The sequence below is a fragment of the Chryseobacterium camelliae genome (assembly GCF_002770595.1).
GTDB classification, from domain to species: Bacteria; Bacteroidota; Bacteroidia; order Flavobacteriales; family Weeksellaceae; genus Chryseobacterium; species Chryseobacterium camelliae.
Map to the genome: position 1 here is coordinate 1812668 of NZ_CP022986.1, position 22218 is coordinate 1834885.

A 22218-nucleotide genomic window follows, 5' to 3' on the forward strand; every position below is an offset into this window, starting at 1 on the left:
TATACGATCATTTAGCACTTGATTTTACAGAATCTGTTTTTATTTCCGCTTTGGCATCGGCTGTTTTTTTATCTTTTTTCTTCTTTTTAAACAAAGAATTGAAGCTTTTACTCCAGACAATACCACCGCCATAGGCCTGATTTGCAGAACCGTTAGTACCCGCACCGGCGACCATACCGATGTTCGAAGGCTTGGAATACCCTCTCAGAATCAGGCTACCGTCGTTTTTCTTGGACAGGTCATACTCAATAGTTCCTTCACCGGAAAGATAGTTTACCTCCGTATTTCCGGTATTGGTTAGCGGAATTCCCAGTCCGGTCTTCACATTGATCCGTGGGGATACGGCAAAGCTTACCCCTGCATTGGCGCGGTCTCCGGTATTGGAGTACTGGTCTCCCTTAACGTAATTCAGGTCAATCTGAAACTCATTACTCATGGTATTCAAAACGGATCCGAGCTGTTTCAAAAGGATATTATACCCGGATGATTCTGCCACACCGGCCACATCCACCTCTACCCCTCCACTGTTGGAAACGTTAAAACTATTTAACAATAATACGGATCCGAACTGTAACACTTTCTCTCCTTCCTGGCTCATTTTTGCAGCAAGCGTCTCTTTTACCTGGCTGGATACATCCATTGCAGACACATTCAGGTCGATCTTAGGTTCGGTAAGGGTTTGGGTAATATTGGCCTGAAGCAATATACTGATCGGCTGCAGCCTTCCAAGGTTAAGGTATTCCCCTGCATTGGATACCATCCTTACATAATTGGCGGTAATATCCAGTGCAGGTTTCATGGCATCACCATCCCAGCGTATGCTGCTGCCTTTTTCGATCTGGAAGGTTTTATTCAGGATCGCACGCGATATAAAAGTACCGTTATCTACCCGGTAAGTACCGTTCATGGCTATACTGCCCTGTCTGCTCATCTGGAACCTCAGGTTATTTGCCGCACCTTTTACGGTAATATTTCCTACATCGTTTCCTACCAGGACATTTACCGTTGTTCCTTTATCAACATCGAGATTGAAGTCGATATTCATATTGCCTCCGGTCTTTTTCTTTTCTTCCAGGGTTACCAGTCCGTTCTTGCCCTCTTTTAGAAACCTCAGCATCTTAAATTCTTCAACATTGGATGTAGATCCGGAGTTGAAGGTAAAGGTACTTCCGTTCAGCGCCTTCATATTAGGTGTAGAGAGGCTGAGGCCGGAAACAGGTCCGTCTACATACAGGTCGCCCTGTCCGTAGACTCTTCCCCAGAACAGGTCATAATCTTTCTGAGTGGTATTCAGGACCAGCAGGTTATCAGCTCTCATCACCAGGTTGACTCCCATAGATGAAAGGGTTTCAAACTGGATGGCTCCGGATATCGTTCCCTTGGAATTGGTTCTTCCGTCACGGACTTCAATATTATTCAGGATGGCAAGACCTTTCGATAACGGAACTACCGTATCCTGGAACGAATAATCGACGCCTGTAAACAACAGTTTGAGGCCAAAGCCTTTCAGAGCAATATCACCGCTGTAATCGAGGTTGCTGAGCGTTCCGGCAATTTTAAGGTCGCCGGTCGCTTTACCCCGGAGGTTACCAAAGATCGTCTGAACGAACTGCTGGGCAAAAGCAACATCGAAATCCCGCATTTCAGCCGTAAAATCAAGTGTTGGTGACGGTGTATTATTATTCACGGTACCTGTCACATGAAGGTTGTTATTCCCGATCACTCCTGCGGAAGCCACTTTGATGTCCACATCATATACATTTAAGGAGAATCCGTTGGTTGCGGTAATGGTAATATCCCCCATATCGTTGCCGTTCATCATGATATCATCTATGGTAACATCTACGAGAGGCTGTATGGTGCTTTTATCCATTTTGATCTTAACCGTCCCGTTAGCGAGTCCTTTGATATCCATGGTATTGCCTCCGGACTGCATTTCCAGGAGTTTTTCAATGGCAAAATCATCAATGTCCGCATCTACGTAAAAATCCTTGGCTGATTTAAATTGCGCCTCCCTGATGAACAGGGCACTTTTGTCGGAATAAATCCTCAGGTTACGGATATCAAAATCGCCGGCTTTCTTCCTATAGGTTATGGAATGGTCCAGTTCCGGGCTGGTGTCGATAGCCCAGACCACATCATTGAATTTTACTTCCGTAGGTTCGAACCTGAAGACAAAATCCCCAGCTTCATTTGCTGACTGGTTGACATTAACGGCATATTCTTTCAGGTTATCGTCCAGCTCATCCTCAGGGCTGCCATGCTTGAATTTCGCGGCCAGGTGGAGAACGGTATTATTGTCATTCCTTCCGCTAAGCGTGAGGTCTTTGATTACATTTTTATTATATAATACTCTGCTGACCTTGGCATAGATCTGCTCATCCAGGTTCGCCGTATTGATCCTCACCATCACACTGTCTATCATGGCGCTGTCCCTGGTCACTTCTCTGTTATTGATCTTATAATCAGGATTGGCGGCAGCCAGTGCCTTATCAGCTTCAGTAATTTCCTCTTTTTTGGTCATGATGTACTGCAGGGCAGAAGCATCGAGATTCAAGATCAGGTTATTGGAATTACCGTCATACTGTCCTTCTACTTTTGCTCCCTGAGGCAGCTTCAGGTCCGGTAGGAAATAGCTGACCAATCCCTGCTGAACATCAAAATTCATGGCAAAACTCTGTCCCCGGTATAGTTTTCTCGGCGGCGGGCCGACCAGGATTTTCCCTAATCCATTCTCCATCATTCCGGCAAGGTCTGCCAGATTATACCTTCCTGAGATTTTACCGTTTACTGCCCCAGGAGCATCTACATCAATCACCCTGCTTCCGCCCTCGAGGAAGGTTTTTATTTTTGCATTAGGAATGCTGTATTTCTGGGCTGCTGTGGCAAAATTGATATTATTGGCTTCCACATCAAGGGTAAGGTCATTCAGTGAAGACATGGCCATTTTTCCATTTACCTGTCCGCTTACGATCTGGTTTCCTGTTTTACCGGTAAAGTAGTTCATGTTCAGATAATCAACATCGGCATTGATATCCATATTGATCCTCTTTGTACTGAAATCAATCAGTCCTTTCACGCTGGCTTTAGCCTGTTCATCATTTACGGTGATAAGCCCGTTGTACTTTCTGTGGTCCAGCAGACCATCCAGGTACAGGTTATTGATTTCCTTATCCATGATTTCTATACTTGAAATCCGGGATTTTGTGGTCAGGCGCATGGTATTGACATCAAAACTCTGCCCGTTCAGGTCAAAATTTCCGGAGATAAGTCCTACCGCCTTGCTTTTGGTAATCACGGACGTATTAAGGTCTTTCACTTCGGCATAGCCCGAATACTTCGGCATCGGAGTGCTGTAATCCGTAAGGGAAAAACGGCTGATTTTTGCCTGCCCGATACCGGTAATGAGGTTTCCGTTGGGAATATATACCTGTTGCGGAGTTACCCTCGCCGCACCATTGTATTTGAGCCTTCCGAAATCATCTGCAAAATTCTTCATTTTTGTGGAGATGAATGTCGGAAGCATGGCTTTAAGATCTTTGTATGTAAGGTCCGTGGACAGATTATTGGTTTCGATCAGAAAGTTTCCTTTAAGGATATTGTTGACCTTCATGGTACGCGTCGCAATATTCACATTTGAATTGGAAATGACAAAATTATCAAGATGGAACTTATTTAACGGACCGGTCATTGATCCGGCAAGGTTTACAGGCTTGCTGTTATCCCAGTTGGTCACAAAATAGCTGATATCATATCCGCTGATCTGGCTTCCCTGCTTGATGTTCATATCCCATCGCACCTTATCTGCAAAATCTGCCCATGAACCGTCATGGAGATTGAATTTGATACTGCCCTGAAGAAGTGAATGATCGGTATTCAGGGTCAGGTCTTTCAGCAGGAGATAATCTTTCGTCATGGAAAACTCCGTAGAAAACGTATCGACAAGGTGGGATTTCCCCCATCTTGTCGTCACAAAAGAAAAGTTATTGATTAAAGCCGAAACATCCCCCCCGTTTACCTTAACATTCGGTGCTTTTAGGTTTACATGCTGGGCAGTAAGCCACCTCCCTTTTTCACCTGGTGAATTAAGATTGACGATAGAGACTTTGGAATCGATCATCTGAACCCTGGAATTCAGCTGAAAAGGAGGTTTATCAGGATTTTTCTTTTTATCGCCGCTGTCAAACAGTTTGGTAAAGCGGATAAAATTGGAAATGCTGTCTCCCTTATAGGTAATCACTTTTACATCGGCATTAACCAGCGTGAGTGAATTGAAGCTCAGAGAATTGTTCTTCCCGATATTGGTGGCCAGTGAAAACCAATCGGAATTAGCCCGGAATTCCCTTGCCTTGATGAAGTCGTATCCTTTATAGTCTTTGATTTTTAATCCTTTGATGGTAACATCCCCGAAATAGTCCACTTCCACACTTTCCGTGGACATTTCCGCTTTAAAATCCCTGTTGACAATCTGTAGTGCCTGGTCAGCTGCCCAGCGCTTCGTTACCGGCAGGTTGATCGCAATGAGCACTGTAGCCACAATACCAAGAATAACCCAGAACAGGATCAGGAGAAGTTTTGCCCACCAGGAATAGCTGGTGACATCTTTTGCCGCCTGCTTCCCGAACTCCTGGGCAGTTTCCACAGGATGGAGGATGGCATCTGAGGCCAGTTCGGAAGCTTCTTTTACCGTCTCTTTTACCTTGCCCTCTACATTTTCGACAGTTTTCTGCACCTGGTCGCCCAGGTTTTCAGCTGCTGATTTTTTATTCTCATTCTCGTTATTATTCTCTAAATTTGCCATTATTATGAGCGACTCTATAATTTTAGGTATTGAATCGTCTTGTGACGACACATCAGCAGCCATCATCAGGGGAAATTCAATTTTGTCCAATATCGCTGCAAATCAGGAAATCCATAAAGAATATGGAGGTGTTGTTCCGGAACTGGCTTCGCGCGCGCATCAGCAAAATATCATCCCCGTTGTTGAAAAATCTCTGACCAAAGCAAATATACAACAAAATGCAATTTCAGCGATAGGATTTACACGCGGGCCCGGACTTTTAGGTTCACTCCTTGTGGGAACTTCCTTCGCTAAGTCTCTGGCAATGAGCCTCGACGTACCGCTTATTGAGGTTAACCATCTGCAGGCACATATTTTGGCGCATTTCATTGAGGATGCAAATCCCATGCCGCCCACATTCCCGTTTTTATGCCTTACGGTAAGTGGCGGACACACCATGATCGTCCTGGTAAAAGACTATTTCGATATGGAAATTATCGGTAAAACCACTGATGATGCCGCAGGGGAAGCCTTCGATAAGATCGGTAAAATTTTTGACCTTGATTACCCGGCTGGCCCTATCATAGACCGGCTGGCTAAAGAAGGCAATCCGGATGCTTTTACATTCAATAAGCCGAAGCTGGACCACTATGACTATTCCTTCAGCGGCATCAAAACCTCTGTATTGTACTTCATTCAGAAGGAAGTGAGGAAAAATCCGGATTTCATCCAAGAAAACCTTAACGATCTCTGTGCGTCCGTACAGAAAGCCATTATCGAGATCCTGATGAACAAGCTTGAAAAAGCAGCCAAAGACCTTAATATCAATGAGGTGGCTATTGCTGGCGGAGTATCGGCCAATTCAGCGCTAAGAAAGGCGATGGAAAGCAACCGGGAAAAGCTCGGATGGAGTATTTATATTCCAAAATTTGAATACACCACAGATAATGCTGCCATGATTGCCATGGTAGCGCAACTTAAATTTGAACGCGGAGAATTTACAGACCTGCGGACTTCAGCAACAGCGAAATACGATCTATGAAAATATTACTGGAAGAAAAAGTACTGGGAACCCATTCTAAGAAAAACTCAAAATATTATTGGGTATTGGAAACCGTTACAGGAAAAAATGAAGCCACTGAATCATCTGAAGACGGAGATTATCTCATGATAAGCTCAGAAACCGGGTATGTTCAGAATATCAAGGAAGAAATTATCGAAAAAATCAATTCAGAGAATGTATTCAGTTTTACCTACGAACCGAAGGAAGGGGATTATCTGTCCATCAAAAATAATTTAAGGAAAAACGAATACCTGAATTTAATTTTCATGAACAATAAATGGGTCGAAGAAATCTACGCATGTTCATACAGAGACTGTGAAGGTGACGTTTATACGACCATAAAAACCGGAGTGGCATTCCTGAGCGAGAACGAGATTATATTTTAAACCATTACATTTTTCTATGAAACTTTTTTACGGAGAGATCGAGGGAAATAAAGTCCTGATCAGTGACGAGGAACAGCAGCATATCGTAAAGGTCCTGCGGATGAAGGACGGGGAAGAAATCCATGTGACCAACGGGAAAGGAAGCCTGGCTTCCGGAAAACTGATGACTGAAGGGAAAAAGGCCTTTATAGAAGTGGATCAGCTTTCTACTGATCTTCCGGGATTTAATCCGAGGCTGCATATTGCCATTGCTCCTACGAAAAATATAGACCGTATTGAGTTCTTTGTTGAAAAATCCGTGGAAATGGGAATTTCCGAGATCACACTGTTGCAGACGGAAAAAACCGAACGGAAAAATGTGAACATCGATAAGCTGAGGAAACAGGCGGTAGCAGCATCCAAACAGAGCCTGCGTTTTCATTTCCCTGTCATCAATGACCTGACCAAAATCCAGGATTTTTTAAAGCATACCCATCCGGAAACCACCTTTGTCGCGCATTGCCATGAGAACCTGAAACGGCAGGAGCTTGCAACCATTCCGTTAATGGACAACATCACTTTTATGATCGGTCCTGAAGGCGATTTTTCGGAAAAGGAGATTTCTTTTTTATCCCAGCATACCATCCGGGCAGTTTCCCTTGGGAACCAAAGGCTCAGGACGGAGACAGCAGGGGTTTTCGTGGCAGCCTGGAACTATTTCAGGGGGATCCACTGATTTCAGCCTGTATTCCAGTAGGCTTATTCCGTTTTGGCCAGATAATGATTCAGGATCTCCTCTCCGCTCCGGATTGAATTAACTGCCCACCGGATTTTCATTTTCAGCCTCTTTTCTTCGCTTAACTTATAATCGATGCCTGATTTCATTAGCTTCTGTTTCAGTTCGTACATGCATATGGAAGCAGCTACGGAAACATTGAAACTCCTGGTGAAACCGTACATAGGAATAGCCAGTGTTTCATCTGCAAAATCCAGGATTTCCTGGGAAACCCCTTCCATTTCGGTCCCGAAGACCAGTGCCATAGGTTCTGTCACTTCATATTCCGGGAGCATTTTTGCATTATTTTCCAGCGAGACCGCAACGATCTTATACCCTCTGTTTTTAATCTCCCGGAGGGAGGCTATGTTTCTGGGAAGCTTTTCCACTTCTACCCAGGTATCCGCTCCTTTCGTCACACGCAGGTTGGGCTCGAAATTATTTTCTTCCTGCAAAGCCACCACTTTATGAAACCCACAGGCTTCCACGGAACGTACAATAGCTGCTGCATTTCTGAACTGGTATACATCTTCCAGCACAGGAAGCACGAAGTCTGAACTTTCCGGCGAAAAATGTTCGATTTTGGCCAGCCGCTCTTCTGTTAAAAACTGCTTTAAATACTCAAAAGTCTGTGCTAAATCCTTCATCATATATGATATAGAGTTTTCTAATTAATGAACCGCGTTGATCATGGCAGCTTTGTAACAGAAAATTTGCCAGAAACGTTTTATTCATTTTCAAATTTTTGCAAATTAACGTATTTTTGAGCGGACGAACCTGAAGCAGGTCAAAATTCTCTTAAAAATTACCGTATGAAACGAAAAGTGCTGCTGATCTATACCGGAGGAACCATTGGTATGGAAAAAGATTACGAAACCGGAAGCCTCAGAGCCTTTGATTTTGGGAACATCTTTGAGAAGATGCCCGAGATGAAGCTTATGGAATGTGAAGTTTTCGTCCATCCCTTTGCCAAACCGCTGGACTCTTCAGATATGGGACCGGAAGAGTGGAAAATCATCGCGCGCTATATTGATAAAAACTACCATGAATATGACGGCTTCCTGATCCTTCACGGTACAGATACAATGTCTTATACAGCCTCCGCCCTGAGCTTTATGCTGAAAGGCCTTACAAAACCTGTGATCATGACGGGCTCCCAGCTGCCGATCGGTGATCTCCGTACGGACGCTAAAGAAAACCTGCTGACCAGCCTCTATTATGCAAGCCTGTATGAAGGGGATGAAGCTGTCATCCAGGAAGTAGCCATTTATTTTGAGTATAAGCTGTTAAGAGGCAACAGGACGCTGAAATACTCAGCAGAATATTTTGACGCGTATTCCAGCCCGAACTACCCTATCCTGGGCCAGTCCGGCGTCCATCTGAATATTATCAAGGAAAACCTGTTCCGCTGTAAAACGCAGGAAACCTTCCATATCGATGAGCATATTTCGGGCGATGTGCTTTTCTGGCGGATTTTCCCGGGCATGAACCTTAACCATTTCAGGGATATTCCTAAAATGAAAGTACTCATCTTACAGGTATTCGGTTCCGGAACCATATTCAGCAGCGAGGGAACACAGGAGATCCTCCAGGAAATCAGGAACAACGGCACTGAAATCATTGTGGTGAGCCAGTGCATCTCCGGAGGCATTTCATTCGGCAAATATGAAAACAGCAACGTCTTTGCAAAAATCGGAGCGATCAGCGGAAAAGACATGACTGCAGAAACGGCCATTACCAAAGCCATGCACTTAATTGACAATCCTCGGTATCCCGGAAGCTTTGCAAATCACTTCTCTGAAAGCCTGTGCGGAGAAATTACAAATTAATTGCCGGAAAAATTTGCCAAGTCGAGAATTTATCCTATTTTTGCCATCTCAATAGAAAGGTGTCCGAGTGGTTGAAGGAGCTACCCTGGAAAGGTAGTATACGGGTAACCGTATCGAGGGTTCGAATCCCTTCCTTTCTGCAAAAAGTCTTAAGTATATTACTTAAGACTTTTTTTGTTTTCTATTCCTTGAGTATGAATATTTTACATACCTTTTTTCAGAAATACTATAATATAAAAATCATAGATATAAATGAGAACTAATGTTTCTATGTGATAACTATTATTTAATTGTGATGATCGTCTATAAATAAAAATAAAGTGATGACAGAATCAGGAAATATAAAATACAATACAAAAGGAGAAAAACCCTTAAAGAGTTATCAGATTGTTAGAGTAAGAAATATAGCCAATGCTAAAGAGGTATTAGATAACTTCAAAAATGCTGTATTAATATTCTTAAATAATAAAACCCTTCACTATGAAGATCCTAAATGGGAGAAATTACTTCCAAACGAAGTTGTAAGCAAAATTAAGCAACTAAATGATGATGACTATAAATACGATGAACTATTAGATGATATAGATATGACCATCTATAACTTCCAGGATATTAAACAATGGGAATGGTACAGTTCTATAGAAACTGAGAAAGGATTTGATATTATAGTGAAGGGTAAATTTAATGCATGGCAGTTCATTAATTTCATCCACTGTCAAAATGTTCCTTTAGACAACATCACAATTATAGATGCAGACAAAAAGGAATTTTATGAACTGAAAACTATCAAGGATTATACTTCATATAAAATTCTAAAATAAATCTATAATTCAGACATTTTTGTTAACAACATATTCGTCATCTGAATGGATTGTAAAAAGGATAAACGAGTACTTTACTGATTTTGCTACTCATGGTGTTTTTGGGAATAATAATAATGAAAGAATTAAAATCGACTGACGTCTATTTATATTGGTTATGGTACTTATACCTAAGTAGCAATTGGTATTTTATACGCTATGCCGGATTTATTTTTCTCCCTTACTTTGAAGTACAAAATAACCCATAAAAACAATCTATCATGAATGAATCCAATCAAAATTACAACGCCAATTCATCAGGCCAATTGGTGGTAGGAGGAGGCGCTCAGTTCTGGGCATACCTTTCACCGGAAAATGATACGTCAAAAATGATCACCCAATGGAAAATAACGTTTTCACAAAGGAACTGGAGCGACAGCATCTCTAATGAAAACCCGACAAAACAGCTTAAAACTCCTGGACTTTCCGGTATTTTTGATATCAAAGTAGAAACACTGAGCGGTTCTACAGGAACCTGGCGTGCCATTCCGCCTAAAGACGGAAGCAAAAACCAGATCGGTTGTAACTCCAACTGTGCAGCTATGGTAGGTATTGTAGCTGACAGCACGAGTCCGGCTCCGGGGGCTGTTAATGCTCATTTCTGGACGGTATGGGATGCCTTCTGCAAATCCGGTGCGGAATAGGAGCTCATCAATCATAAAAACTGATTTCAATCTGATCCCTCTGAAGCTATTCTTCAGGGGGATTATGCATACCATTCATACGCCAATTATCAAACTTTAATGTAATATTTATTTTCTCCGGATTGTCTGAATATAAAGGACAATTATTATGAGGAAGACATTTCTTTCTGTATGCATTTTATCCGCAGCCATCATTTCCGCACAGGAAAAAAGCACTGATACTGCCGGCATGAAAACAAAACATATCGAACAGGTGATTCTGAAATCACAGCATAAAAAGCAATATGCAGATAAAGCCGTCTATACATTCGATCCGGAAGCGGTTAAGAAAGCACGATATGCAAAAGACCTCCTTAAAACACTTCCTGAACTTCATTTGGATCCGGTATCCAATACCATCACCAGTACCAAAGGAGGAACAACACTATTTCTGATCAACGGGATCGAGGCTACCGATATGCAGATACGCAGCATACAGCCCGCAGAGGTTCTTAAAGTGGAATATTACGATAATCCGCCGGCTCGATGGGCCACACGGGCGGATATCGTTGTCAATATCCTGACGAGGAATCCCGAAACAAGATTGGTTTTCGGGACAGACCTCACCTCTGCGCTCAATACCGGATTCATTAATGGTTCAGCATACGCAGGCTACACTAAAGGAAAGAATGACTTCGGGCTGGAATATTCTATTAACCTCCGGGATTACCATAAAAGGAATGTAGAAAGCATTTATGATTATCCCCTGAACGACTCCCATTACCGCTCCAAAGAAAGCCGGAAAGAACATTTTGGCTATACGGATCAGCGTATCGCTCTCCGCTATACCCGGCTGCTGCCTGATCATTATACATTTCAGGCCAAACTGGGAGCACAGCTTTTGAGCAACTTCGCAAAAGGAAACGGATACAGCACTTTTTTGAAGGACGGCGGCTCGGAAGGCCATGCGATGTTCAAGAATACCTCCTCAGGCTATACAGCACCTACCATTGACCTTTATTTTTCTAAAAAACTCAATAAGAAAAATGAATTAAGCATTAATCTGGTAGGTTCATACTATACTACTGAATCATCAGAACTGGCACGCGAATGGGTCATTTCTTCCGGAAATTCGGTGTATGACAACGATATGCGGCTTGATGCCCGGCAAACGGGTATTGTCGGTGAACTTGCCCATGTATATGAATTCGGAAAGGGTAAACTGTCTTCCGGATACAGGATTTCCAATACTTCCATTTCCAATGACCTGGAAAACCTTGCCGGTTTTTCTGAATACAGTGTAAATTACCTCGAACAATATTTCTATACTGAATATTCCGGAAAGAAAGATCAATGGTCATACCGGCTTGGAGCTGACTTACCAACATTCATAATAAAAGTGCAGAAAATACTTTTGATGAATGGACCATTACTCCTAAGGTTATCCTAAGCTATCAACTTACAAATAGCCAGACACTGCGTTTTTCCAGCAGCTACAGGCCGCAGAGCCCGGGAAGCAGTGCGCTGAGCAGCAATATCGTTCAGATGGCTCCAAATATCGTCCAGCGTGGGAACCCGTATCTTAAGGCTTCCCAAAGATTCGGAAACAACCTGATCTACTCGTACAATAACAAACATTTTGACTTCAATACCAATCTTTTCTATTGGTACAACAACCGCGCAGTAAATCAGTATTATATTCTGGACAGTACATTCGGAGGATATGCCCTGACTTACGAGAATGCCAGAAATGCCCAGCAATATGGTATTCAGCTTTCCGGCTCTTATAAACCCTTCGGCAATAGCCTGATGGTGATCAAAGCTTCCCTGACTCCTACTGCTGAAACCATAAAAACCGGAAGCGGTACAGTCATCAGGAATAATTACCTGGGAAATAATCTGGTTATTTCATCAGAATACAAATCATTCAGTGTACAGTACATGCTTAATATTCCGGTATATAGCCTGGATGGCGCATTCCTGAAAACCAATGAGAACCAGAACCATGTTTTTGCAAACTATAAACAGAAAGAATGGACGTTTACTGCCGGCATGTACTGGATCGGTATTCCTTCCGACTATAAAACGAAAAGCCTTCCTGAAAGCCTGGTTAATTATTCACGTCACAATCGAAACTGGGATAACAAATCTATGCTGGTCCTTGGCATAAGCTATGATTTTTCCAAAGGGAAAAAGAATGAAATCAATCGTAATCTCAACAACAGTACCGCTCCTGCAGCTACTTTCTAGCTGAAAAAAATCCCTGCTTTGAGCAGGGATTAAATATCTGTTTTATGATTCTCTATTAAAGTTCTTTTCTCAGACGCGCCACCGGAATATTCAATTGTTCACGGTATTTGGCAATGGTCCTACGGGCAATATTATAGCCCTGCTGTTTCAGGATCACGACAAGTGCGTCATCTGTGAGCGGTTTTCTTTTATTCTCTTTGCTGATGACTTCCTGAAGATGGGTCTTGATTTCCTTGGTAGAAACCTCCTCACCGTCATCATTGGTCAGACTGTCGGAGAACAGGTCTTTAAGGTAAATGATCCCGTTCGGCGTATCTGCATATTTGCTTTTCACTACCCTGGAAATGGTTGAAATATCAAATCCTGTAATATCCGCAATATCCTTCAGGATCATTGGCTTCAGGGATTTCTCGTCGCCGGTAATGAAATAATCCTTCTGGAATTTAACAATGGCTGTAATGGTCTGCAACAAGGTATTCTGACGCTGGTTAATCGCATCAATATACCATTTGGCAGCATCCAGTTTCTGTTTGATGAATAATGCCGCCTGCTTGTGCTCGGAAGAATTCTTATCATGAGAATAGGTGGTTAAGATATCCTTGTATTCTTCTGATACCCGCAGAGTCGGTGCATTTTTGCTGTTAAGCATCGGGATTACCTGCCCGTCCTTCACCTGGATGACAAAATCCGGGATGATTTCCTGGTTGATGGTGATGGTCTGGGTATCGAAATTCCCGCCTACTTTAGGAGACAGTTTCGAGATTTCTTCCAGGGCATCTTTAAGATCTTCTTCTTCGATATCATACTTCTGGATGATCTTATTGTAATGCTTATTGGTTAAAGCATCAAACTGGTACCTTAAAATATTGGCCGCCAGTGAAACGGCTTTGTCTGAACTTACCTTTTTTTCAATCTGCAACAGCAGGCATTCCTGAAGACTGCGCGCACCCACTCCAGGCGGATCCAGCTTCTGGATGTAATTTTCCAGGATATCCTCTACCCTTTCTTTAGTGGTATAAACACCCTGCGAAAATGCCAGGTCGTCCACAAGAGATTTGATTTCCCTTCTCAGGTATCCGTCCGTATCAAGGTTTCCGATGATATACTCAGCAATTTTAAGGTCTTCATCCCCGATATTGATCAGGTGGATCTGCTCCATAAGATAATCGTACAGGGACTGGCCTTCCGTTAAAAGGCTTTCATTGTCAAATTCTTCGTCATCCGGAGAATAGTTGCTGGAAGCTGTTTTATAGCTGGGCTCATCGTCATAGAGGTACTGTTCTACATCAAAATCAGTTTCGATGCTTTCAGTCCCTTCGTCCTGGTAATCATCTTCCAGCGATGAAAATTCATCTTCTTTACCTTCTTCTTTTACAATTTCCAAAGCAGGGTTTTCTTCCAGCTCCCGTTCCAGCTCTTCTTCAAACTCCAGAGTATGAAGCTGGATCAGCTTCATCAGCTGAATCTGCTGGGGGGCTAATTTTTGTCCTAACTTAAGTTGTAAATGTTGTTTGAGCATACTAATATTGGGTTTTACATAACGTACCGTACGAATTTAATACTTTTTTTTCACAAACACTATATTTTAGCACGATTTTTGCTGTAGTCATGTTACTTAATAAGCTGTTAAAAAATTAAAAAGCCCTGAAGATTTATTTTTCAGGGCTTTTTTATGTTTAGAATTCTGCATTTTTCGGTGTTCTCGGAAAAGGAATCACGTCCCGGATGTTGGTCATTCCTGTAATGAACAACACCAATCTCTCCAGGCCAAGCCCGAATCCTGCGTGCGGGACGGAGCCGAATTTACGGGTATCCATATACCACCATAATTCATGCTCATCCACATGCATTTCCGCCATTTTCTGCTTCAGGACGTCCAGCCTCGCTTCTCGTTCTGAGCCGCCGATAATTTCGCCGATACCCGGGAACAAGACATCCATAGCGGCAACGGTTTTGTTATCATCATTCAGCTTCATATAGAATGCCTTGATTTCTTTCGGGTAATCAAACAAGACCACCGGGCTTTCAAAATGCTTTTCTACCAGGAACCTTTCATGCTCAGACTGAAGGTCTGCACCCCAGCTTTCAACAGGGTACTGGAATTTGCCTTTTTTATTTTCTTTTGAGTTCAGTAAAATCTCAATCGCTTCCGTGTAAGAAACCCTTTTGAAACGCTTGGATACTACATTTTCAAGCTTTTCGATAAGTCCTTCTTTAGCTCGTTCCTTTTCCGGTTTCGATTTCTGCTCCTCGGCAAAACGCTTATCCAGGAAATCCAGGTCATCTTTACAGTGATCTAAAGCATACTGGATCACATATTTCAGGAAATCCTCCGCTAAATCAATGTTATCTTCAAGATTGTTGAAGGCTACTTCCGGCTCAATCATCCAGAACTCGGCAAGGTGCCTTGTAGTATTGGAATTCTCAGCACGGAACGTCGGCCCGAATGTATAAATCCTTCCCAGTCCCATCGCTGCGGTTTCCCCTTCAAGCTGTCCGGAAACGGTAAGATTGGTCTTTTTCCCGAAGAAATCCTGCGCAAAATCAATGTCTCCCTGCTCATCTCTCGGGATTTGGTTCAGATCAAAATTGGTCACCCCGAACATTTCTCCCGCCCCTTCGGCATCAGCTCCGGTAATAACCGGGGTATTGATGTAAAAAAACTGGTTTTGGTTGAAGAATGAATGGATGGCAAAACTGATGGCATGACGCACCCTGAAAACAGCGCCGAATAAATTGGTCCTGAACCTCAGGTGAGCCTGCTCCCTCAGGACTTCCAGGGAATGTTTTTTCGGCTGCAGGATGGTTTTATCCCTTTCTTCCGTAAAATTGTCTCCTAAAATAATAATTTTCTTGGCAATGATTTCTACCGTCTGTCCGGCACCCTGGCTTTCCACCACTTCCCCTACTACCTTCAAAGAAGCAGCAGTACTTATTTTACTGATCACCTCTTCATCGAAATTTTCAAAATCAACAACAATCTGCAAATTATTGATTGTGGAACCATCATTAAGGGCGATGAATCGGTTAGAGCGGAACGCTCTTACCCAGCCGTAAACCGTAATATCATGATGTAATACTTTCCTGTAATCCTGTAGGATTTCCTTAATCGTCTGCTTTTTCATGTGTTGATGATAAATTTTTGTATCAAAATTAATGAGGGCAAAGGTACAAAAAACGTTTCAAGACTTGAATATTCCCATCGTTTAATTTTTTCTTTCCCAGAAGATTATTGTTGGGAAAACCATATACTCCATCTCCATCATTTTCGCGGCCACATTTCTGATCACGGTATTCCCAATAAAAATACTGACCGCAAATATCCTTAAACAGAATCAGCAGATTCAGGCTGTAAAAAAATAACCGGTAAATGCATGATTAACCGATATATAGTGAATGAGGATATAAAAATGTTATTCGTCTTTCTTGGAGGGAACCAGGAAAACGTCAATCAGCCCTTCAGGGAGCTGCATTTTGATGAATCTCTCTTCGCGGTTCACTTCAATGATCCAGTCTTTGATCATAGGAATAACTACTTCCTTACCATCGAGATTCGTAACAAAATACGTCTGGGCAGTCTGGTCATTGACAGACCGAATGACTCCGCAATCATTGTCATTTTCATCAAGGATGCTGTAACCAATGATTTCATGGTAATAGAACTGTTTGCCGGTAAGCTTCGGCAGAGTGGATAAAGGCAGGTAGACATTTTTGCCTAAGGATTGGTCCACCAATGCTTCGGTGGAATTTTTAAAGGCAATATTCAGCGAATCGGACTTGCTCCACGCCGTTTTTGCAATAAAAAAAGGCACCAGCAAACCGTTGATTTCAACAAAAATAGAATCCAGTTTAGTGTACAGCTCCGGCTGGTCGGTATCCAGTTTCAGGATCACATTTCCGGCAAGGCCATGTCTCCGTGTAATTTTACCCAATAAATAGCAGTCTTCTTTTTTCATGTTCCGAAGTATTGATCCTACATAATGATGTTATTATAAAAGCTTACATCAGGCTTTTAAACAATAAAGACACGAAAAAATCGTGCCTTTATATTGTATTTTCTTAAAGGAATTAAGCCTGAGTTTCTTCAGTACCTTCTGCCTCAGCAGCAGGAGCCTCACCTTCAGCAGTTTCCTCAGCAGGAGCGTTAGCCGCTTCTTCAGCAGCTTTTGCATCAGCCTCAGCTTTTGCAGCTGCAGCAATTCTTGCTTCGTTTACTTTAGTTTCAGCATCAAAAGCAGCTTTCTTGGCATCAGACTTAGACTGAGCAAGACCTTCTACTTTCCCTTGTACTTTAGATTCTTTAGTTTCAACCCAAGCATTGAATCTTTTTTCTGCTTCAGCCTCATCAAAAGCACCTTTTGCTACACCACCTTGTAAGTGTTTTTTGTAAAGGGCTCCTTTGTAAGAAAGGATTGCTCTAGCTGTATCAGTTGGCTGAGCACCGTTGTTTAACCACTTTACAGCAGAATCAACGTTCAACTCAATAGTTGCCGGGTTAGTAATTGGGTTGTAAGTTCCCAGTTTCTCGATGAATCTACCATCTCTTCTGGCTCTGGAATCTGCAACCACGATGTGGAAGAAAGGCTTTCCTTTTTTACCGTGTCTCTGTAATCTGATTTTTACTGACATAATGTTTGAATTTTACGGGAACTCGTCCCAGTTAAATATTTAAGAGTGCAAAGATAGTAAAAAAGTTTAAAGTAAGGAGATTCTGTGAAAAGTTTTATACATTCAAATAATTTATCTCAGGAGCCGGGAACCTGCTCTCGCTGCTCGCTTTTTTCTTCTGCCAAGAAAAAGAGCTCAGACAAGCCGCTCGATCAGGGCTATTTATGCAAGCTTACCCATGTAGAATAATCCCAAACACTTCTGGTTTTCCTCAATGGTGAGGGAATCTTTCAGGTGGTCCACGATCTTAGGGGAACTCCAGTAGCAGCCGATCCCGTTGGCCGTACAGGTGAGGTACATATTCTGGACCGCCATGGAAACCGCAGCAATCTCTTCCCATTCGGGTACCATACCACTGAAATTGACAACAATGGACACTATGGTATCTGCTTTATGGATTTTAAAGCCTATATCCTGGTATTTCTTTTCAAGAAACTGGTGTTCAGGCTGGGTTGCTTTATAGATGGCCTGCATTTCCGATGCAAGCTTAGCTTTTTCTTCTCCTCGGAAGATTTTAAAACGCCACGGCTTTGTCCGTTTATGATTAGGAGCCATGGTGCCTGAATTTAAAATTTCATCGAGAATTTGCTGAGGAATTTTTGTCTCCGTATAGTCTTTCGGGAAAATACTTCTGCGCTGCTCTATAATTTCTTTTAAAATTTCTGCTTTGTTCATACAACAAAATTACGAAAAAGAAGCAAGCAGGACGTCGACTTGAGGAAGTTTAATATTGGTTGGGGACAATGAGTAATGGGTAATGGGTAATGAGTAATGAGTAATGAGTAATGAGTAATGAGTAATGGATGCTTATCAAAAATACATTTTACATTTTACTTTTCACTTTTAAATCTCACATTTACAAAACCTCCACAATCTTCTGGTGGATATTGTTTAGTGTAAATGCATCCCCCGGAACCATACCCATCATCTTCCTGGCCATGGGGCTTTCAGGAGATATGGCATAGAAACGGTCGCCTTCAAAAAAAAATTCGCCGAGAGAAACTGAAATATAAAAACGCGCTTTATTCGTAATGACCAGGGACCCCAGCTGCACTCTTCCACTGGCATTGTTCAGTACTTTAGCCATATTCCGCCTCAGGTCATTCAAGGCACCGAGCTGCTTCTGCATCTGGTAGATTTCTTCCTGCATTTCTTCCCGCATACTGTCGTATTTAGGCGTTTTTTTAATGTCACGGCTGGCTTCCAGCGTAAATTCTATAAAATTTTTAAGCTTTTCTATTTTCTCTGCGATTACTTTTTTCACATAATCCCTTATGTCGTTTTTTTCATAAACTATCTTCTCCATATTTCTATTCTTGAGTATAAAGATAAAATAAAATTCATCGTGGTTTAAGCGGTACCTGGATGCTTTTCACAATAAAGATAATAAAAACTTTATATTATGAATGTGTTTTTGTCATTCAGGAAAGATGCCGGTACATATTTCCGCTTTGCTGCAAAAGCGATGATTGCAAATTTATTATGTTCAGGCAATAAAAAGATTTACAGCCTATTACCGCCTTAAATTCTGTCAGAATATTTTCTTACCAAAAACCTGCCATATGGGCATTAAAATAAATGATGATACCGCTAACAGGCCCAGCTTATGTTAAAAGATATTTATATTTGTCATACTTTGGGTACCTGTAGACGCTGGGGCATTATTTTTGCGCAGATCGTCTTTTATCACTTATCATTATAAAAGCTAAACAATGAATATTTTAACTGAAAAATTTAATACGCCATACCAGTCAGCACCGTTCAGTCAGATTAAAAATGACGATTACCTCCCGGCATTCCGGGAATTGATCCGCAAATCGGAAGAGGAAATCGATCATATTGTAAGGAATCTCGAAACTTCGTCTTTTGAGAATGTCATTGAAGCCTTAGCCTACTCCGGTGAACAGCTGGACCTGGCCTCGCATATATTTTTCAACCTCAACTCTGCAGAAACCAGCGACGAACTTCAACAGCTGGCTCAGGAGATCTCTCCCATTTTAACAGAGTATTCTTCCAAAATCTCTCAGAATGAAGCTTTATTTGATAAGATCAAGAAAGTATATGAAAACCGGGGAGAATACTCGCTTAATGAAGAACAAGAGATGCTCCTGGAAGAGACGTATAAAGGTTTTGTAAGAAGCGGAGCACTTCTGAATGAAGAGGATAAAGAAAAACTGAAGAAAATCAATATGGACCTTTCTTTAAAATCCCTTCAGTTCGGGCAGAATGTACTGGCTTCCACCAATGCCTATTATAAGCATATCACCCGTAAAGAAGATCTGACCGGTATTCCGGAGGCTATCCTGGAACAATATGCCGAAGAAGCAAAAGAAAGAGGCCTCGAAGGCTGGGTAATTACATTGCAATACCCAAGCTATATCCCCCTGATGACCTACTCCGAGAACCGTGAACTCAGAAAGGAACTGGCATTGGCGAACGGTAGAAAGTCATTTGACGGAGGTGAGTTTGACAATCAGGGACTTATTAAAGAACTCCTTCAGCTCAAGCAACAGAAGGCAAAGCTTCTGGGTTATGCCAATTATGCGGAATATGTGCTGGAAGAAAGAATGGCTAAATCTCCGGATTCGGTGCTAAATTTCCTGAATGAACTTTTAACCAAGGCAAAACCGTTTGCCGAAAAGGAAATCGAAGCACTGGAAAGCCTTGCTAAAGCAGATGGAATTGAAGCCCTGCAGAGTTATGACCATGCTTATTACGCTGAGAAACTCCGCAAGCAAAAGTTTGACCTCAACGATGAGGAATTAAAACCTTACTTTCCGCTGGAACAGGTACAGGAGGCTGTTTTCGGGCTATCGGAAAAGCTTTTCGGACTGACGTTTAAAGAGCGTACCGATATTCCTAAATACCACGAAGATGTTAAAACATACGAAGTACAGGAAAACGGAACGTATAAAGCATTGCTGTATGTTGATTACTTCCCGAGAAAAGGGAAAAGGGCCGGAGCCTGGATGACCAGCTATAAAAATCAATACAGGAAAAACGGTGATAATTCAAGGCCACATATTTCAATCGTTTGTAACTTTACAAAGCCTACGAAAGATACGCCAAGCCTGCTGACTTTCCAGGAAGTGACCACCTTATTCCATGAGTTCGGCCATGCGCTGCATGGAATGCTTGCTGACACCCAATATCCAAATTTATCCGGCACGTCTGTAAAATGGGATTTCGTAGAACTTCCTTCGCAGTTCCTGGAAAATTTCTGTTACGAGCCGGAATTCCTGAAAACATTTGCCCGCCATTACCAGACGGGGGCTGTACTTCCTGATGATAAGATCAGGAAAATAGAACAGTCCAAGAATTTCATGGAGGGCTACCAGACTTTGAGACAGATCGGATTCGGAGTCCTGGATATGAATTACCACACCAGGCCTTCAGAACTTGAGCACAAAAGTGTAAAGGAATTTGAGGATGAACATACAAAAGCCACACAGTTGTATCCATCCAATCCTGAAACAGCAATGAGCCCCAGCTTCTCCCATATCTTCCAGGGTGGTTATTCCGCCGGGTACTATTCCTATAAATGGGCGGAAGTACTTGATGCTGATGCTTTCCAGTATTTCAAGGAAGACGGGATTTTCAATCCTGAAGTAGCAGCAAAATATAAAATCCTGCTTTCTTCCGGCGGCACAAAAGACCCGATGGAACTGTACAAAGCCTTCAGGGGAAGCGAACCCAAAGTGGAAAGCCTCCTGAAAAGGGCATTCGGATAACAGATCATCTAAATTCATACAAAAGGACAGCCCGGAGCTGTCTTTTTTTTGTAATTTTAGCTCTGATAGAATTAAATCAACTGCCTAATACACATCTCATATGCTTCTAGCCATCCTTCTACCATTTCTTTCATTCATGATCCGGGGGAAAATCATCACCGGAATCATCTGCATGATCCTTCAGTTCACTTTGATCGGATGGCTGCCCGCTGCTATATGGGCCGCTTTATCCCTGCAGAATGCGAGGGCTGAAAAACGGAACGAGAAGCTGATCCGGGCTGTAAGGGAAAACCGTAAATAAAATAATTCGACCAATATTCTAATACCCTGATTTTCAGTAAAGATTATACATTTTTACATCAAGTACCGGCAGAACTTTCAAACATGGAAAAATCTCGGATCCGGAAATATAAATCCGTAATCAAGATCCTGCATTAATCTGGAAGAGGATATTATTCTACCTTGAGGCTCCCGGAGTCCATCATAAGCTCCGTTTTGCTGTGCAGCGATTACCGAAGCCTTTGAAGGATGCTGCGGTGCCACTACATTATACAGTTTCCCTTCTGAATGCTGGCTGATCATTTGTTCAACCACGGCAGCTATGTCTGCATAATGAATATGGTTTACCGGCAGTCCGGTATCAGCAATACGGTACCGGCTTAAAAGCCTGTCATCCCCCATCAGTCCGCCCAGCCTGAGAATATTGGCTTTAGGATAGCGTGCCCGGATCATACCCTCTCCCGGAACCTGTTCCGGCAGGAGATCATCTTCTGTAAATTCCTGCTGAATGTCAGGATAGACTCCCGTAGAGCTCATAAAAAAAAGCTGCCCTTTAAAATCGCCGATAAAGGAGGAAAGGTTCCGGAATCTTTTTTCAAGGATTTCGGTATCCATTCTTTTTCCTGACAGGGTCACCGTAACGATTAAAACATCCGGATGATCAGCCAGATCCCATGCTGCAGTATTCCGGAATTCACCTTCAGCATCAAAATCAATCAGCGCAGTTCGATAGCCTTTTGAAGTAAGTCCTTCAATTTTTTCAGGCGATGTGGTAGTACAGTATACAGCGTACTTTCCTGCAAGCTTTTCAGCAATCCTGGTTCCGAGCCAGCCGCAGCCTATGATTCCAATCGTATTCATAATCCAGATTTAATCTGCAAAAATACTTATTTCCAGGCCGGTATCCTATTCAAACACTGTTTAAACCAATAGATATGTTGATATACATTGCATATTTCTAAACTAAAACAGTATTATGACGGCAAATATTTGTG

19 protein-coding genes and 1 tRNA gene are annotated in these 22218 nt (G+C 42.3%); 11 read left to right on the forward strand and 9 right to left on the reverse strand.

Annotated features, from left to right (window positions below):
* Nucleotides 1-7: 7 nt before the first annotated feature.
* On the reverse strand, nucleotides 8-4801 hold the full coding sequence (locus CGB83_RS08220) for a translocation/assembly module TamB domain-containing protein (RefSeq protein ID WP_100075361.1): 4794 nt from the start codon (nucleotides 4799-4801) through the stop codon (nucleotides 8-10).
* A gap of 4 nt (nucleotides 4802-4805) precedes the next feature.
* Here CGB83_RS08220 and tsaD point away from each other — a divergent pair, with 4 nt between their 5' ends.
* Genes tsaD through CGB83_RS08235 form a run of 3 tightly spaced genes read left to right on the forward strand, consistent with a single transcriptional unit; the run spans nucleotide 4806 to nucleotide 6944 of the window.
* Complete coding sequence (tsaD, locus tag CGB83_RS08225; RefSeq protein ID WP_100075362.1) at nucleotides 4806-5822, forward strand: tRNA (adenosine(37)-N6)-threonylcarbamoyltransferase complex transferase subunit TsaD; 1017 nt, start codon at nucleotides 4806-4808, stop codon at nucleotides 5820-5822.
* On the forward strand, nucleotides 5819-6229 hold the full coding sequence (locus CGB83_RS08230; RefSeq protein WP_100075363.1) for a hypothetical protein: 411 nt from the start codon (nucleotides 5819-5821) through the stop codon (nucleotides 6227-6229). The genes tsaD and CGB83_RS08230 overlap by 4 nt, the downstream gene beginning before the upstream one ends.
* 16 nt (nucleotides 6230-6245) lie before the next feature.
* The gene (locus CGB83_RS08235) at nucleotides 6246-6944 is read left to right on the forward strand and encodes an RsmE family RNA methyltransferase (RefSeq protein WP_100075364.1); all 699 of its coding nucleotides are present in this window, start codon (nucleotides 6246-6248) and stop codon (nucleotides 6942-6944) included.
* Between the two features lie 23 nt (nucleotides 6945-6967).
* On the opposite strand, the gene CGB83_RS08240 is transcribed toward CGB83_RS08235, so the two are convergent.
* A complete protein-coding gene (locus tag CGB83_RS08240; RefSeq protein WP_100077542.1) occupies nucleotides 6968-7630 on the reverse strand; it encodes a TrmH family RNA methyltransferase in 663 nt (220 codons plus the stop codon).
* Between the two features lie 165 nt (nucleotides 7631-7795).
* On the opposite strand from CGB83_RS08240, the gene CGB83_RS08245 reads away from it, so the two are divergent.
* From CGB83_RS08245 to CGB83_RS20650, 6 genes are all read left to right on the forward strand, one after another.
* Nucleotides 7796-8812: an asparaginase gene (locus CGB83_RS08245; RefSeq protein ID WP_100075365.1), complete on the forward strand. Its 1017-nt coding sequence runs from the start codon at nucleotides 7796-7798 to the stop codon at nucleotides 8810-8812.
* Nucleotides 8813-8865: 53 nt separating this feature from the next.
* Nucleotides 8866-8952, forward strand: a tRNA-Ser gene (locus tag CGB83_RS08250).
* 183 nt (nucleotides 8953-9135) lie between these two features.
* Entirely contained in the window at nucleotides 9136-9633 is a 498-nt protein-coding gene (locus CGB83_RS08255; RefSeq protein ID WP_100075366.1) for a hypothetical protein, read from the forward strand.
* A gap of 260 nt (nucleotides 9634-9893) precedes the next feature.
* Complete coding sequence (locus tag CGB83_RS08260; protein ID WP_100075367.1) at nucleotides 9894-10316, forward strand: hypothetical protein; 423 nt, start codon at nucleotides 9894-9896, stop codon at nucleotides 10314-10316.
* Between the two features lie 148 nt (nucleotides 10317-10464).
* Nucleotides 10465-11745 carry a TonB-dependent receptor gene (locus CGB83_RS20645; RefSeq protein WP_335621874.1) on the forward strand — a complete coding sequence of 427 codons (1281 nt, stop codon included), beginning with the start codon at nucleotides 10465-10467 and terminating at the stop codon, nucleotides 11743-11745.
* The gene (locus CGB83_RS20650; protein ID WP_335621879.1) at nucleotides 11739-12545 is read left to right on the forward strand and encodes an outer membrane beta-barrel protein; all 807 of its coding nucleotides are present in this window, start codon (nucleotides 11739-11741) and stop codon (nucleotides 12543-12545) included. Before CGB83_RS20645 ends, CGB83_RS20650 begins: the two co-directional genes overlap by 7 nt.
* Before the next feature lie 55 nt (nucleotides 12546-12600).
* Here CGB83_RS20650 and rpoN read toward each other — a convergent pair whose 3' ends face one another.
* The 6 genes from rpoN to CGB83_RS08295 form a co-directional block, all read right to left on the reverse strand.
* A complete protein-coding gene (gene rpoN, locus CGB83_RS08270; RefSeq protein ID WP_100075368.1) occupies nucleotides 12601-14064 on the reverse strand; it encodes an RNA polymerase factor sigma-54 in 1464 nt (487 codons plus the stop codon).
* 157 nt (nucleotides 14065-14221) lie between these two features.
* On the reverse strand, nucleotides 14222-15670 hold the full coding sequence (asnS, locus tag CGB83_RS08275) for an asparagine--tRNA ligase (RefSeq protein WP_100075369.1): 1449 nt from the start codon (nucleotides 15668-15670) through the stop codon (nucleotides 14222-14224).
* 288 nt (nucleotides 15671-15958) lie between these two features.
* Nucleotides 15959-16501, reverse strand: coding sequence for a ribosome maturation factor RimM (gene rimM / locus CGB83_RS08280; protein WP_100075370.1), 543 nt, complete (start codon nucleotides 16499-16501; stop codon nucleotides 15959-15961).
* Nucleotides 16502-16613: 112 nt separating this feature from the next.
* The gene (locus CGB83_RS08285; protein WP_100075371.1) at nucleotides 16614-17174 is read right to left on the reverse strand and encodes a 30S ribosomal protein S16; all 561 of its coding nucleotides are present in this window, start codon (nucleotides 17172-17174) and stop codon (nucleotides 16614-16616) included.
* Nucleotides 17175-17375: 201 nt separating this feature from the next.
* Nucleotides 17376-17888: a nitroreductase family protein gene (locus CGB83_RS08290; protein WP_100075372.1), complete on the reverse strand. Its 513-nt coding sequence runs from the start codon at nucleotides 17886-17888 to the stop codon at nucleotides 17376-17378.
* A gap of 181 nt (nucleotides 17889-18069) precedes the next feature.
* Entirely contained in the window at nucleotides 18070-18519 is a 450-nt protein-coding gene (locus tag CGB83_RS08295; RefSeq protein ID WP_100075373.1) for a hypothetical protein, read from the reverse strand.
* Between the two features lie 406 nt (nucleotides 18520-18925).
* Here CGB83_RS08295 and CGB83_RS08300 point away from each other — a divergent pair, with 406 nt between their 5' ends.
* Complete coding sequence (locus CGB83_RS08300; protein WP_100075374.1) at nucleotides 18926-20944, forward strand: M3 family metallopeptidase; 2019 nt, start codon at nucleotides 18926-18928, stop codon at nucleotides 20942-20944.
* Between the two features lie 100 nt (nucleotides 20945-21044).
* The gene (locus CGB83_RS08305) at nucleotides 21045-21245 is read left to right on the forward strand and encodes a YqaE/Pmp3 family membrane protein (protein WP_100075375.1); all 201 of its coding nucleotides are present in this window, start codon (nucleotides 21045-21047) and stop codon (nucleotides 21243-21245) included.
* 77 nt (nucleotides 21246-21322) lie between these two features.
* On the opposite strand, the gene CGB83_RS08310 is transcribed toward CGB83_RS08305, so the two are convergent.
* Nucleotides 21323-22084 (reverse strand): Rossmann-fold NAD(P)-binding domain-containing protein, encoded by a 762-nt coding sequence (locus tag CGB83_RS08310; protein ID WP_100075376.1) that lies wholly within the window; start codon nucleotides 22082-22084, stop codon nucleotides 21323-21325.
* Between the last annotated feature and the right edge of the window lie 134 nt (nucleotides 22085-22218).